General features: G+C 64.2%; 13 protein-coding genes. 5 read left to right on the top strand and 8 right to left on the bottom strand.

The annotated features are described in order from the left end of the window. Window positions 1-55: 55 nt before the first annotated feature. The 7 genes from nagE to AC07W0_RS08455 form a co-directional block, all read right to left on the bottom strand. Window positions 56-1,747, bottom strand: a complete 1,692-nt coding sequence (nagE, locus tag AC07W0_RS08485; RefSeq protein WP_046486976.1) for an N-acetylglucosamine-specific PTS transporter subunit IIBC — start codon at window positions 1,745-1,747, stop codon at window positions 56-58. 26 nt (window positions 1,748-1,773) lie between these two features. Continuing rightward, on the bottom strand, window positions 1,774-4,284 hold the full coding sequence (gene ptsP, locus AC07W0_RS08480; protein WP_102617307.1) for a phosphoenolpyruvate--protein phosphotransferase: 2,511 nt from the start codon (window positions 4,282-4,284) through the stop codon (window positions 1,774-1,776). Between the two features lie 36 nt (window positions 4,285-4,320). Further along, the gene (locus AC07W0_RS08475; protein ID WP_371918416.1) at window positions 4,321-5,331 is read right to left on the bottom strand and encodes an SIS domain-containing protein; all 1,011 of its coding nucleotides are present in this window, start codon (window positions 5,329-5,331) and stop codon (window positions 4,321-4,323) included. Beyond that, the gene (gene nagA / locus AC07W0_RS08470) at window positions 5,324-6,430 is read right to left on the bottom strand and encodes an N-acetylglucosamine-6-phosphate deacetylase (protein ID WP_102617309.1); all 1,107 of its coding nucleotides are present in this window, start codon (window positions 6,428-6,430) and stop codon (window positions 5,324-5,326) included. Before nagA ends, AC07W0_RS08475 begins: the two co-directional genes overlap by 8 nt. Window positions 6,431-6,466: 36 nt before the next feature. Beyond that, the gene (locus AC07W0_RS08465) at window positions 6,467-7,198 is read right to left on the bottom strand and encodes a GntR family transcriptional regulator (RefSeq protein ID WP_017846147.1); all 732 of its coding nucleotides are present in this window, start codon (window positions 7,196-7,198) and stop codon (window positions 6,467-6,469) included. A 262-nt stretch (window positions 7,199-7,460) separates the two neighbouring features. Then, on the bottom strand, window positions 7,461-7,964 hold the full coding sequence (locus tag AC07W0_RS08460; RefSeq protein ID WP_017846146.1) for a L,D-transpeptidase family protein: 504 nt from the start codon (window positions 7,962-7,964) through the stop codon (window positions 7,461-7,463). 37 nt (window positions 7,965-8,001) lie between these two features. Then, a complete protein-coding gene (locus AC07W0_RS08455; RefSeq protein ID WP_017846145.1) occupies window positions 8,002-8,550 on the bottom strand; it encodes an NUDIX hydrolase in 549 nt (182 codons plus the stop codon). Between the two features lie 146 nt (window positions 8,551-8,696). Between AC07W0_RS08455 and AC07W0_RS08450 the strand changes: the two genes are divergently transcribed. From AC07W0_RS08450 to purT, 5 genes are all read left to right on the top strand, one after another. Further along, on the top strand, window positions 8,697-9,299 hold the full coding sequence (locus AC07W0_RS08450; protein WP_046486983.1) for a CoA pyrophosphatase: 603 nt from the start codon (window positions 8,697-8,699) through the stop codon (window positions 9,297-9,299). Between the two features lie 35 nt (window positions 9,300-9,334). After that, complete coding sequence (locus tag AC07W0_RS08445; protein ID WP_017846143.1) at window positions 9,335-9,859, top strand: gamma carbonic anhydrase family protein; 525 nt, start codon at window positions 9,335-9,337, stop codon at window positions 9,857-9,859. Then, on the top strand, window positions 9,856-10,071 hold the full coding sequence (locus AC07W0_RS08440; RefSeq protein ID WP_017846142.1) for a DUF1289 domain-containing protein: 216 nt from the start codon (window positions 9,856-9,858) through the stop codon (window positions 10,069-10,071). Before AC07W0_RS08445 ends, AC07W0_RS08440 begins: the two co-directional genes overlap by 4 nt. A gap of 163 nt (window positions 10,072-10,234) precedes the next feature. Further along, complete coding sequence (locus AC07W0_RS08435; RefSeq protein WP_102617310.1) at window positions 10,235-10,702, top strand: VUT family protein; 468 nt, start codon at window positions 10,235-10,237, stop codon at window positions 10,700-10,702. 69 nt (window positions 10,703-10,771) lie between these two features. After that, a complete protein-coding gene (purT, locus tag AC07W0_RS08430; protein WP_026139924.1) occupies window positions 10,772-11,953 on the top strand; it encodes a formate-dependent phosphoribosylglycinamide formyltransferase in 1,182 nt (393 codons plus the stop codon). Window positions 11,954-12,075: 122 nt separating this feature from the next. On the opposite strand, the gene AC07W0_RS08425 is transcribed toward purT, so the two are convergent. Then, window positions 12,076-13,386, bottom strand: coding sequence for an MFS transporter (locus tag AC07W0_RS08425; RefSeq protein ID WP_102617311.1), 1,311 nt, complete (start codon window positions 13,384-13,386; stop codon window positions 12,076-12,078). Window positions 13,387-13,545 lie beyond the last annotated feature (159 nt).

Genomic DNA, 13,545 nt, shown 5'->3' with positions numbered 1-13,545 from the left:
GTCAAATGTGGGAGGGGGCTTGCCCGCGATGAGGCCAGAACAACCACTACCTCTCTTAAACCCTGGCGCCGACCTCATGGCCGCTGACCAGTCGCTCCAATACCTCACTCAAGCCCGAGGCCTTGTCACCAATCAGCAGGTGCCAAACACCGCTATCAAGTTGGCTGACGCCTTGGCAACCAAGCGCCGTCAGTTGAGCCTCGGACACCACCGAATCATCCCCCAATTCCACCCGCAACCGGGTCATCGCCACCGCTTCCAGCTGGCGCACATTCCCCCGGCCGCCCAGTGCACTCAACCATTGCTCGGCTTCCTGCACATTGACCGCGACCGGTTTATCCACCGGCGCGCCGGCCACAAACGCTGGCATCGCCAGGCGAATCTCATCGGCAATGCTGTCGGCCATCGGCCCGACCACCACCTGCAAACTGCCGCCGTTGCCCGGCCGCACCACGGCCATCGCGCCGAGGGCTTTCAACTGTGCATCCACCGCTTTGTTGCGGTCGACCATGTCCAGGCGCAGGCGCGTGGTGCAAGCCCCGACGCTGAGCAGGTTGTCCGCACCTCCCAGCGCGTGGATGTAAGCCGTGGCGCGCTGGTTATCGCTCATCGCTTCGGCCTGCGCCACCGGGATATCTTCGCGGCCCGGTGTCTTCAGGTTGAAGCGGCGGATGCAGTAGCTGAACACGCTGTAGTAAATCGCCGCATAAGCCAGGCCGACCGGTACGACCAGCCAACCGTTGGTGGACTTGCCCCAGCCCAGCACCATGTCGATAAAGCCGCCGGAGAAAGTAAACCCGAGGTGGATATCCAGCAGGTTGGTGACCGCCATCGACAGCCCGGTCAGCAGCGCGTGCAGCAGGTACAGGAACGGCGCGAGGAACATGAAGGCGAATTCGATCGGCTCGGTCACGCCGGTCAGGAACGAGGTCAGCGCCATCGACAGGAAAATCCCGCCCATCACTTTGCGTCGTTCCGGCAGGGCATTGCGGTACATCGCCAGGCACGCGGCGGGCAGGCCGAACAGCATCACCGGGAACATGCCGGTCATGAACTGGCCACCTTTCGGGTCACCGGCGAAGTAGCGGGTCAGGTCGCCGGTCACCACCGCGCCGGTCACCGGGTCGGTAAAGCTGCCGAACACGAACCACGCCATGTTGTTGAGGATATGGTGCAGGCCGGTGACGATCAGCAGGCGGTTGAACACGCCAAACACGAAGGCCCCCAGGCTGCCGCTTTCCATCAGCAACACGCCGAAGCTGTTGATGCCGTGCTGGATCGGCGGCCAGATCAGGCCAAAGATCACGCCCAGGCCGACCGCGCTGAACCCGGTGACAATCGGCACGAATCGCCGCCCGCCGAAGAACGCCAGGTACTCCGGCAGCTTGATGTCCTTGAAGCGGTTATACAACCCGCCCGCCATCAGGCCGCTGGCGATCCCGGCGAGCATGCCCATGTTGATGGTCGAGTCCATCACCTTGAGCGTCGAGATCATCACCAGGTAGCCGATGGCCCCGGCCAAACCGGCCGTGCCGTTATTGTCGCGGGCAAAGCCCACGGCGATGCCGATGGCGAAGATCAGCGCAAGGTTGGCGAAGATCGCCTGCCCGGCGTCGTGCATCACCGCGATGTTGAGCAGGTCGGTGTCGCCCAGGCGCAGCAGCAGGCCGGCGATCGGCAGGATCGCGATCGGCAGCATCAGCGCACGGCCCAGGCGTTGCAGGCCTTCGATAAGGTGTTGGTACATGGCGTGTCTCCCTTTTCTTGTTGTTGTCAGCTCAGCGGCCAGTGGTGTTGACAGGCTTGGCGTACCGCCTTGGCGCTGCTCAGGTCGAGCAGGCCCAGGCTCAGTTGCCGGCATTGCGCCGCGTCCAGGTGGCGGACGCGGTCCTTGATTTCGCCGATCTGCGGCGGGCTGACCGACAGCTCGCTGACCCCCAGCCCGACCAACACCGGCGTCGCCAGCGGGTCGGATGCCAAGGCGCCGCACACGCCGACCCAACGCCCGTGTTTGGCCGCGCCCGTGCAGGTCTGGGCGATCAGCCGCAGCAGCGCCGGGTGCAGCGCATCGACCCGCGCGGCGAGGCCGGCGTGGTCGCGGTCCATGGCCAGGGTGTACTGGGATAGGTCATTGGTGCCGATGGACAGGAAGTCGGCATGCCTGGCCAGTTGTTCGGCCATCAGCGCGGCGGCGGGCACTTCGATCATCACCCCCAGTTCCGGGCGTTGGGTCAGTTGCAGCTCGGCGCACAGTTCATCCAGGCGTTGGCGGATCTGCAGCAGTTCGTCGACTTCGCTGACCATCGGCAGCAGGATGCGGCAGCGCGCCAGCGGGCTGACTTGCAGCAGTGCGCGCAGTTGCTGGTCGAGCACGTCGGGGCGCACCTGGGCCAGGCGAATGCCGCGCAGGCCCAGCACCGGGTTGGCCTCGACCGGCAGCGGCAGGTAGTCGAGCTGTTTGTCGCCGCCCACGTCGATGGTGCGGATGATCACCGACTTGTCGCCCATCGCATCCAGCACGGCTTGATAGGCCTGGCGTTGTTCCTGTTCATCCGGCGCGGTGCGGCGGTCGACGAAGAGGAACTCGGTGCGCAGCAGGCCGATGCCGTCGGCGCCGTTTTCAAACGCCACCTGGGCCTCGGCGCTGGAGGCGACATTGGCGGCGACTTCGATGGTCATGCCATCGCGGGTGTTCGCTGGCAGTCGGGCCTGGGTCTGTTGTTCCTGGCGACGCAGGTTCTGCGTGTCGCGAATCCGCTCGACTTCGGCGTGGCGCGCCGCGCTCGGTGCCAGCTCCAGGCGACCATTGGCCGCATCGAGCACCACGCGTTGGCCTTGGGGCACATCGAGCACTTCGGCGCCCAATGCCACCACGCACGGCAAGCCTTTCCCGCGGGCCAGGATCGCGACATGGGAGGTGGCGCCGCCCTCGGCCATGCAAAGGCCGGCGGCGTGTTGCGCGCTCAGTTGGAGCAGGTCCGACGGGGTCAGCTCGTGGGCGCTGACAATCGCCCCGGCAGGCAACTCGACGTGCCATGCTTCGCCGAGCAGCACGCGCAGTACCCGTTGTTGCAGGTCGCGCAGGTCGTTGGAGCGCTCGGCCAGCAACGGCTTGCCCAGGCCCAGCAACACCGCGCATTGCGCCTGGATCGCATCGCGCCAGGCGTGGGGCGCGGCGCTGCCGTGCTCGATGGCGCGGGTGGCGGTGTCCAGCAGGGCCGGGTCTTCCAGCAAGGCGAGGTGGGCGGCGAAGATGTCTTCTTCTTCGGCATTTCGGCGTTGGCGGGCGAGGTCCAGGGTGATGCGGATTTCGCCGCGCACTTGCTCAAGGGCCGCGTCCAGCCGTTGCAACTGTTCGTCGGCGCAGTGGTTGCCGGTATCGGCCGGCAACTCGATCGTGCTCAGGCGGAACAGCGGCCCGCACACCAGGCCCGGTGCCGCACAGACACCTTGCAACACACCGACCTCGGTGTTCGCGCGGCGTGGAGCAGCCGCCATCGGCGTGTGAGGTTCTTCGCCGATGGCGACAGACAGCGCGGCGACCAGCGCCTGCAACGCCGCCGCACAATCCTTGCCGCGACAGGTGACACGCACCTCATCGCCCTCACCGATGCCCAGCCCCATCAGGCCGATCAAGCTGTCGCACGCCGCCGACTTGCCGGCGAAATGCAACTGCGTCTGGCTGCTGAACGCTTGTGCGGTCTTGCGGATCAATGCCGCCGGACGCGCATGCAAGCCGCCGCGATGGGTGATCCGCACGTTGGCGCTGGCTTGCGCGACGGAGTTATCCACAGCGGTTTGCAGCGCGGCGCCGGAACGCAGCGCCACGCGCGCCAGCGGTTCACCGTGTTTGACTGAGCGCAGCGGCAGCGGTGTCAGTTCGAAGCGCTCGCTGTTGGTGAGAATGATCAGGCTGACCAGGCTTTTGCACTGGCGCGCAATCCGGTCCAGATCGAACTGCATCAGCGCCTGGCCCTTGCTCACCTGCGCACCGTTCTTCACCAGCAGGGCAAACCCTTCGCCGTTCAACTCCACGGTGTCGATGCCCACATGCATCAACAGCTCGGCGCCGTTCTGCGCGCGAAGCGTCAGCGCATGCCCGGTGCGCGCGACATGGATGATCTCGCCGTCGCACGGTGCGTACAGGCTATCGTTCAGCGGATCGATGGCCAGGCCGTCACCCATGGCGCCGCTGGCGAATACTTCGTCGGGGACGTTGCCCAGGGCCAGCACCGGCCCGCTGAGGGGGGCGCCGAGGGTCAATGCATTATTGTTGTTGGACATGGGCACGGTACTCATCAGGAAATCGCGGCACGCCACTCAGTGGGTGCGGGTCACTTTGCTCAGGTGGCGCGGCTGGTCCGGGTTCATGCCACGGGTGAGCGCCAGGCCGGCGGCCATGACATAGAAACTCTGGATGGCCAGGATCGGGTCCAGGCTCGGGTGTTCGGCGCGGCTCAGCGGCAGGTCGCGTTCGGCGATATCGTCCGGCGCCGCCAGCAACACGCGGGCGCCGCGTTGGCGCATATCGGCGGCCAGGCTCAACAGGCCGGCTTGCTCGGCACCGCGTGGGGCGAATATCAGCAGCGGGTAGTTGTCGTCGATCAAGGCCATCGGCCCATGACGCACCTCGGCGCTGCTGAAGGCTTCGGCCTGGATCGCCGAGGTTTCCTTGAGCTTGAGCGCGGCTTCCTGGGCGATGGCAAAACCGGCGCCTCGGCCGATGACCATCAACTGCTGGCAGTCGCGCAGGGCGTCGATGGCGTTCGTCCAATCCTGTTTGGCCGCCTCGCGCAGGCCATCGGGCAACGCACGGCAGGCGTGCAGCAGGTCGGTTTCCTGGTTCCAGTGGCCGATCAACAGCGCGCTGGCGCTGAGGGTGGCGATAAAGCTCTTGGTCGCGGCCACGCTGAGTTCCGGCCCGGCGCACAGCGGCACATGGAATTCGCAGGCGGCTTCCAGGGGCGAGTCTTCGGCATTCACCAGCGAGATGCTCAAGGCGCCGCGTTGGCGCAGCAGGCGCAGGCTGTCGACCAGGTCCGGGCTCTGGCCCGACTGAGAGAAGCCGAACGCGACCTGGCCGCTGACCTTCAACGGCGCGTGCAGCAGGGTCACCACCGACATCGGCAACGACGCCACCGGAATGCCCACGTGCTGCATGGCCAGGTAGGCGAAGTAGCTCGCGGCGTGGTCGGAACTGCCGCGAGCGACAGTCATCGCCACGTGCGGCGGCTGACGGCGCAGGCGCTCGGCGATGTCTTGCAGGCGGGGGGCCAGGCGTTGCAGCTGCGCCGCGACCGCGTCGCTGGAGGCGAGGGCCTCTTCAAGCATTTTTGAAGACAATGGTTTCTCCTTCGACCATGACGTCGGTGAGGTGCAGGGAGCGGTCCAGGCGCACGCAGTCGGCAAAGCTGCCGGGTTGCAGGCGGCCGCGTTGTTCCAGGCCCAGGTAGTCCGCCGGAAATTGCGACAGGCGTTGTGAGGCTTCGCTGATGGGCAGGCCGATCTTCACCAGGTTGCGCAGCGCCTGATCCATGGTCAGGGTGCTGCCGGCCAGGGTGCCGTCGGCCAGGCGCACGCCGCCCAGGCATTTGGTCACGGTGTGGCTGCCCAGCTTGTATTCGCCGTCGGGCATGCCGGCGGCAGCGGTGGAATCGGTGACGCAGTACAGGCATGGGATCGCGCGCAGGGCCACGCGCATGGCGCCGGGGTGTACGTGGAGCAAATCCGGGATCAATTCCGCGTACTGCGCGTGGGCCAGCGCCGCGCCGACGATGCCGGGCTCGCGGTGATGCAGCGGGCTCATGGCGTTATACAAATGCGTGAAGCTGGTGGCGCCGGCGGCGAGGGCCGCGACGCCTTCTTCATAGCTGCCCAGGGTGTGGCCGATCTGCATACGCACGCCGCGTGTACTGAGGGCGCGGATCAGGCGGTCATGCCCGGCGATTTCCGGGGCGATGGTGATCACCCGGATCGGCGCCAGGCGCAGGTAGGCTTCCACTTCTTCCATCAATGCGGTGTGGGCGAAGTTGGGTTGCGCGCCGAGTTTGCCCGGATTGATGTAGGGCCCTTCCAGGTGTACGCCGAGGACCCGGGCGCTGCCGCTCGGGCGCTGCGCGCAGAAGCTGCCGAGCTGGCCGAGCACGCTGGAGATTTCATCCACCGGCGCGGTCATGGTGGTGGCCAGCAGCGACGTGGTGCCAAAGCGCACGTGGGTGCGGGTGATGGTTTCGAAGGCGTCGGCACCTTCCATGATGTCTTTGCCGCCACCGCCGTGGACGTGCAGGTCGATAAAACCCGGCAGCAGGTAGGGCTGGTCGTTGTCGGCCGGGTCGCAAGGTGCGCCTTCAATGGCGATCACCTTGCCGTGTTCATGCACCAGGCGGCCGCGAATCCAGCCATGGGGTGTGAGGATATTGTCTTCGGACATGGGCAGTTCTCTAAGGCCGCAGTGCGCGGCAAAGGCCTATCGACGCAGCTCGGCGACAAAGTCGTAGTAGTCGTTGCGGCAGTAGGTGTCGGTGATTTCGATTGGGGTGTTGTCGGCGGTGTAGCCGACACGGGTCATCAACAGCATGGCGGTGCCGGGGGCGATGCCGACCAGCGCGGCGAACTCGTCTGAGGCGTTGATCGCCTGGATATGCTGCAGGGCGCGCACGATGGGTTTGCCGATGCCTTCGAGGTACTCGTAGAGGGACTGGCCGATGGCTTGCGGGTGCGGCAGCACGGCGGCGGGCATGGTGGTCATTTCGATGGCCATCACCGTGTCGTCCGCCTTGCGCAGGCGCTTGAGCCGCGCCACTTTGTCGGTCGGCGACAGGCCCAGGCGGATCAGCTCTTCGTGGGTCGGCGCGCTGATGTCGCGTTCCAGCCACTGGGAGCTGGGCACAAACCCCTTGAGTCGCAGCATCTCGCTGAAGCCCGACAGGCGCGACAGCGGTTGTTCCAGGCGTGGCGTGATAAAGGTGCCGGAGCCTTGGCTGCGACGGATCAGGCCTTGGGCAAACAAGACTTCCAGCGCCTTGCGGGCGGTGACGCGCGAGATGCTCAACTGCTCGCTGAGGGCGCGTTCCGACGGCAGGGCCTGTTCAGATTTCCATTGGCCGGCGTGGATCGCCGCTTCCAGGTTGCGGGCCAGTTGCAGGTACAGCGGCGTGGATTGCTTGTCGTCGGGACGCAGCGTCAGGATGGGGTTCATCTGTCAGGTTTCCGATGCGGTTATTAGTGTGTTGTCGCCCGGTATTGGCCGGAAACTAATACCACTTAAATACCATGTCAATGCTGCCAAAACGCTTTGGCTCCTGGTTTAAGGGCGCCTTAGTGGTGTCTGGTATCAAGTGGTATTAGAGAGGTCTTTAAGGCGCGCAGAGCTGCGCAGCCTGCGGGGTGAATTGGTATTCACCGGCAGGCGCTGTCGAGGGCAGGAAACTTTTTTTAGTTAATTGACCGAGGGGCGAAGGTTACGGGCGGATCTCGACCAGGGTGCCGTCCTTGACCAGGTTCCAGACTTCGCGCATGTCGACGTTACGCATGCCGATGCAGCCGTCGGTCCAGTCCAGGGTGTGAAACCACTGTTCCGGGTACTCTGCGGTGTCGGGCGTGCCGTGGATCATGATCATGCTGCCGGGGTTCACGCCTTGGCGGCGGGCACGGGCCGAATCGCTGATATTGGGGTAGGAGATGTGCATGGACAGGTTGTAGCGGTCGCTGGTTTTGCGCCAGTCGATCCAATACAAGCCTTCCGGCGTGCGACGGTCGCCCTCGATCAGCTTGGTGCCCTTGGGGTTTTTGCCCAGGGAGATACGGTAGGTCTTGAGGGGTTTGCCGTCGTTGATCAGTTGCAACTGATGGGCGGACTTGAGGACCAGAATTTTCTCGACCGTTTTGCCGCCCAGGGTTTCCAGGGTGGTGGCTGAGGACAACGTGGCGAACGACAGGCAGAGCAAAGCAAGCAACCAACGCATTAAAACGATTTCCCTTGGACGACGATCTGCCGGTTTGTTATTGGGCGGGCTGGGACAGCGGCGGCACAGCTTCGTTGCGCACCGGGAACGACCGTAGGCGACGGTCGGCGAAGAAGTATTCTAAGGTACGCCCGACTGTGCGGAAAGCCAGCTCGGACCAAGGGATATCGGCCTCGTCGAACAGTCGCACTTCCAGGCTTTCGGGGCCAGCGGCGAAGTTCAGGTCAATCAGCTCGGCGCGGTAGAACACGTGCACCTGGCTGATATGCGGCACGTCGATCAGCGTATAGAGACTCAGGTTGCGTACATGGGCGCAGGCTTCTTCCATGGTCTCGCGCATGGCGGCCTGTTCCACGGTCTCGCCGTTCTCCATGAAACCGGCGGGCAGGGTCCAGTAACCCAGGCGGGGCTCGATGGCGCGGCGACACAACAACACTTGATCGCCCCACACCGGCACGGTGCCGGCGACGATATTGGGGTTCTGGTAGTGAATGGTATGACAGTGATCGCATACAAAACGCAGGCGTGCGTCGCCTTCGGGAATGCGTTGGGTGACCGGTTTACCGCACTGGCTGCAGAAATTCATGCTGGGGTTCCTGGAAAGTCTGCCTATCTTGGCGTGGGCGGCAGGGCCCTGCAAGTTGTCGTTTCGCGACAGCCCTTCGGTTTTGGGGTTGGGCGCCCGCGCGCTTTGGTGCATGATGCAAAGTAGCCAACAGACCGAGATGACTCATGCTGGACGAGCTACTTCGCCGGGTAAGCAATCACACACCGCAACGGCTTGAGACCGACGGGCGTTTCCCCGAGGCCGCCGTGCTGGTGCCGATTACCCGCAGTGACGAACCTGAGCTGATCCTGACCCTGCGCGCCAGCGGCCTGTCGACCCATGGTGGCGAAGTGGCCTTTCCCGGCGGGCGTCGCGACCCCGAAGACCCGGACCTGATCTTCACCGCCCTGCGCGAAGCCGAAGAAGAAATCGGCCTGCCGCCCGGCCTGGTCGAGGTGATCGGCCCGTTGAGCCCGCTGATTTCCCTGCATGGCATTCGGGTCACGCCCTACGTTGGCGTCATCCCGGACTACGTCGAATACCTGGCCAACGACGCCGAAATCGCCGCCGTCTTCAGCGTGCCCCTGGAGTTTTTCCGCCAGGACCCGCGCGAACATACGCACCGCATCGATTACCAGGGCCGCAGTTGGTACGTGCCGAGCTATCGGTTCGGCGAATACAAGATCTGGGGGCTGACGGCAATCATGATCGTCGAACTGATCAATTTGCTCTATGACGATGCCAACATCAGCCTGCACCAGCCGCCCAAGAGCTTCATCCATCTATAAGCCATCGTTTAAATGGCCAGTCGTGAGGACATATCATGAAATACCGCCTGGGCGACGCCCGCGTCGAGACGCACCCACACAGCTGGGTGGCGCCGAATGCCACGCTGGTGGGCAAGGTCAAGCTGGAGGAGGGCGCCAATGTCTGGTTCAACGCGGTGTTGCGTGGCGACAACGAACTGATCCTGATCGGCAAGAACAGCAATGTGCAGGACGGCAGCGTGATGCACACCGACATGGGTTACCCGCTGACCCTGGGCACCGGCGTGACCATCGGCCATAACGCCATGCTGCATGGCTGCACCGTCGGCGACTACAGCCTGATCGGCATCAACGCGGTGATCCTCAACGGCGCGAAGATCGGCAAGCACTGCATCATCGGCGCCAATTCGCTGATCGGAGAAGGCAAGGAGATTCCCGATGGCTCCCTGGTCATGGGCTCGCCGGGCAAAGTCGTGCGCGAATTGACCGACGCGCAGAAGAAGATGCTCGAGGCCAGCGCTGCGCACTATGTGCATAACGCCCAGCGTTATGCGCGGGATCTGGTCGAGCAGGAAGAATGAAGCCGCCAGAGCGCCCCGTCGCCTCGCCGTGCGTGAGCATTTGCGCGCTGGATGACGACGACATTTGCACCGGCTGCCAGCGTACCGTGGAAGAAATCACGCGTTGGAGCCGCATGGACAACGCCGAGCGTCGGGTGGTGTTGGGGTTGTGTCATGAGCGGGCGCTGGCGGGTGGGTTGGTGTTTATGGCGTCCGGTAAATCCGCTGGCTGAACCATCGTTATCGGGGGCAAGCCCCCTCCCACATTTTGACCGCGTTCCTACAGATTAAACGCGGTCGAATGTGGGAGGGGGCTCGCCCCCGATGGCGCCATCCCAGACGACATCCCTGTAATTGTGTACCCTGTGCGGCATTACCCACAGGTCCATCCCCCCCATGCTCTTCCTGATCGCCTACATCAGCAGCGTCGTGCTGATCAACTTCGCCTTCTCCACCGCGCCGCACCTGGATGTGATCTGGTCCGCCTGGGGTGGCCTGGTGTTTATCCTGCGCGACATGGTGCAAACCCGCTTCGGCCACGGCGCGATTCTTGCCATGCTGGCGGCGCTGGCGCTGTCGTATATCACCTCCGATCCGTCCATCGCGCTGGCCAGCGCCACTGCGTTCGCGGTGTCCGAGTGCATTGACTGGCTGGTATTCAGCATCACCAAGCGCCCGCTCCACGATCGCCTGTGGATAAGTTCGGCGCTGAGCATTCCCCTCGATACCTTTATCTTTTTCGGCTTGATCGGCGCGCTTACGCCTGCCGTGGTGGGCACCGCGCTGGCGTCGAAATTCGCCGGGGTCACCGCGGTCTGGCTGATCATGGCCTGGCGTATCCGCAAAGGTGCTGTCGCCAACTGAAGCCAATCTGTGCAGTTCATGTAAAATGCCGGCCTTTCTCCCCATGATCCGCTCCCCTGAGGACCTGAGATGACCCGAATCGGAACTCCATTGTCGCCAACCGCGACCCGCGTTTTGCTGTGTGGCTGCGGTGAGCTGGGCAAGGAAGTGGTAATCGAACTGCAACGCCTGGGCGTTGAAGTGATTGCCGTGGATCGCTACGCCAACGCGCCGGCGATGCAGGTGGCTCATCGCAGCCATGTGATCAACATGCTCGACGGCGCGGCCCTGCGTGCGGTGATCGAGGCGGAAAAACCGCACTTCATCGTGCCGGAAATCGAAGCCATCGCCACCGCCACCCTGGTGGAGCTGGAGGCCGAAGGCTTCACCGTGATCCCGACCGCGCGCGCCGCGTCGCTGACCATGAACCGCGAAGGCATCCGGCGCCTGGCCGCCGAAGAGCTGGACCTGCCGACCTCGCCGTACCACTTCGCCGATACCTTCGAAGACTACAGCAAGGCCGTGCAAGACCTGGGCTTCCCGTGTGTGGTCAAGCCGGTGATGAGTTCGTCGGGCAAGGGCCAGAGCCTGCTGCGCAGTGCCGACGACGTGCAGAAAGCCTGGGATTACGCTCAGGAAGGCGGGCGTGCCGGCAAGGGCCGGGTGATCATCGAAGGCTTTATCGACTTCGACTACGAAATCACCCTGCTGACCGTGCGCCACATCGGCGGCACGACCTTCTGTGCGCCGGTCGGCCACCGTCAGGAGAAAGGCGATTACCAGGAATCCTGGCAGCCTCAGGCCATGAGCCCGATTGCCCTGGCGGAATCTGAGCGCGTGGCCAAGGCCGTCACGGAATCCCTGGGCGGCCGCGGCCTGTTTGGCGTGGAGTTGTTCATCAAGGGCGATCAGGTGTGGTTCAGCGAAGTGTCGCCACGCCCGCATGACACCGGCCTGGTCACCTTGATTTCCCAGGACCTGTCGCAGTTCGCCCTGCACGCGCGCGCCATCCTGGGCCTGCCGATCCCATTGATCCGTCAGTTCGGGCCTTCGGCATCGGCGGTGATCCTGGTGGAAGGGCAATCGACCCAGACCGCTTTCGCCAACCTCGGCGCGGCCCTGAGCGAGCCGGACACGGCGTTGCGTCTGTTCGGTAAGCCGGAAGTCAACGGCCAGCGCCGCATGGGCGTGGCGTTGGCGCGGGATGAGTCGATTGAAGCGGCTCGCGCCAAGGCGACCCGTGCGGCTCAGGCGGTTGTTGTAGAGCTCTAAACCGCGTCGTGCCTATCGGGGGCAAGCCCCCTCCCACATTTTGACCGCATTCCTACAGATTAAACGCGGTTAAGTGTGGGAGGGGCGGTGCGACGATTCGACTTGCCCCCGATAGCGATCTATCAGGCAACCTTGTTCAAATCGTTATCCCGCGTCTCTTTCAGGCACAGCACCGCAATCAAACTCAGCAACGCTGCCGCCGACACATACCCGCCGACATAACTCAGCCCGCCCATCGCCACCAGCTTGGTCGCGAAGAACGGTGCCGCCGACGCACCGACGATCCCACCCAGGTTATACGCCGCCGAAGCGCCGGTATAACGCACGCGGGTCGGGAACAGTTCCGGCAGCAACGCGCCCATCGGCGCGAAGGTCACACCCATCAGGAACAGCTCCAGGGCCAGGAACAGCGCCACGGCCCAGGTCGAACCGTGGGTCAGCAACGGCTCCATGGTGAACCCCGACAGAATCGCCAGCAGCGCACCGACAATCAGCACCGGCTTGCGCCCGAATCGATCGCTGGCCAAGGCTGCCAGCGGCGTCGCCAGGCCCATGAACAACACGGCAAAACACAGCAAGCCGAGGAATGTCTCGCGGCTGTAGCCCAGGGTCGAAACGCCGTAGCTCAGGGAAAACGCCGTGGTGATATAGAACAGCGCATAACACACCACCATCGACGCGGCACCCAGCAGCACCGGCAGCCAATGCTGGCTGAACAGTTCCACCAACGGCACTTTTACCGGCGCTTCTTTCGCTACCGCACTGGCGAATACCGGGGTTTCATGCAGCTTCAGCCGCGCATACAGGCCGACCATCACCAGCGCTGCGCTGAGGATGAACGGGATGCGCCAGCCCCAACTGCGGAACTGCTCGTCGTTCAGGTTCATGGCCAGGATCAGGAACAGGCCGTTGGCCGCCAGGAAGCCAATCGAAGGACCGAGTTGCGGGAACATGCCGAACCACGCGCGTTTGCCCTTCGGCGCGTTCTCGGTGGCGAGCAACGCCGCACCGCCCCATTCCCCGCCCAGCCCCAGGCCTTGGCCGAAACGCAGCACGCACAACAGAATCGGTGCCCAGGCGCCGATGCTGTCATACCCCGGCAGCAAGCCGATCAGCGTGGTACACACCCCCATCAGCAGCAGCGAAGCCACCAGCGTCGATTTGCGGCCGATACGGTCGCCAAAGTGGCCGAACAGCGCCGAACCCAGCGGGCGGGCGATGAACGCGATGCCGAAGGTCAGGAACGACGCGAGCATCTGCGCCGTGCCGGAGGTCTGTGGGAAGAACACCGGGCCGATCACCAGCGCGGCCGCAGTGGCATAGATATAGAAGTCGTAGAACTCGATGGCCGTGCCGACGATGCTGGCAGTGGCGACGCGGGCGGTCGAGTTGGTCGGGGCGGCGGTCGAAGCCTCGTTATAGGTGGTGCTCATATGGCGGTATCCCTGAGGGGCAGTGCGCGTTTGGACGCGGATTATTATTGGTCGAACACCCATGGATCAGGGTTGTGGGCGGAGCGGCTCGGGATGAGAGCGGACACCGGTCGTACAGGGCAAGGCAGTGCCTGGACGCGGTCCGTGCGGATAGCACGC

Source organism: Pseudomonas sp. GW704-F2 (assembly GCF_059423025.1).
Note: the sequence above shows the minus strand (reverse complement) of the source record. Positions and strands in the feature narration are given on the sequence as shown.

Bases quoted from the DNA above. Each gene is read 5' to 3' on its own strand.
- nagE (WP_046486976.1), bottom strand. From the start codon at position 1,747: ATGTACCAACACCTTATCGAAGGCCTGCAACGCCTGGGCCGTGCGCTG.
- ptsP (WP_102617307.1), bottom strand. From the start codon at position 4,284: ATGTCCAACAACAATAATGCATTGACCCTCGGCGCCCCCCTCAGCGGG.
- AC07W0_RS08475 (WP_371918416.1), bottom strand. From the start codon at position 5,331: ATGCTTGAAGAGGCCCTCGCCTCCAGCGACGCGGTCGCGGCGCAGCTG.
- nagA (WP_102617309.1), bottom strand. From the start codon at position 6,430: ATGTCCGAAGACAATATCCTCACACCCCATGGCTGGATTCGCGGCCGC.
- AC07W0_RS08465 (WP_017846147.1), bottom strand. From the start codon at position 7,198: ATGAACCCCATCCTGACGCTGCGTCCCGACGACAAGCAATCCACGCCG.
- AC07W0_RS08460 (WP_017846146.1), bottom strand. From the start codon at position 7,964: ATGCGTTGGTTGCTTGCTTTGCTCTGCCTGTCGTTCGCCACGTTGTCC.
- AC07W0_RS08455 (WP_017846145.1), bottom strand. From the start codon at position 8,550: ATGAATTTCTGCAGCCAGTGCGGTAAACCGGTCACCCAACGCATTCCC.
- AC07W0_RS08450 (WP_046486983.1), top strand. From the start codon at position 8,697: ATGCTGGACGAGCTACTTCGCCGGGTAAGCAATCACACACCGCAACGG.
- AC07W0_RS08445 (WP_017846143.1), top strand. From the start codon at position 9,335: ATGAAATACCGCCTGGGCGACGCCCGCGTCGAGACGCACCCACACAGC.
- AC07W0_RS08440 (WP_017846142.1), top strand. From the start codon at position 9,856: ATGAAGCCGCCAGAGCGCCCCGTCGCCTCGCCGTGCGTGAGCATTTGC.
- AC07W0_RS08435 (WP_102617310.1), top strand. From the start codon at position 10,235: ATGCTCTTCCTGATCGCCTACATCAGCAGCGTCGTGCTGATCAACTTC.
- purT (WP_026139924.1), top strand. From the start codon at position 10,772: ATGACCCGAATCGGAACTCCATTGTCGCCAACCGCGACCCGCGTTTTG.
- AC07W0_RS08425 (WP_102617311.1), bottom strand. From the start codon at position 13,386: ATGAGCACCACCTATAACGAGGCTTCGACCGCCGCCCCGACCAACTCG.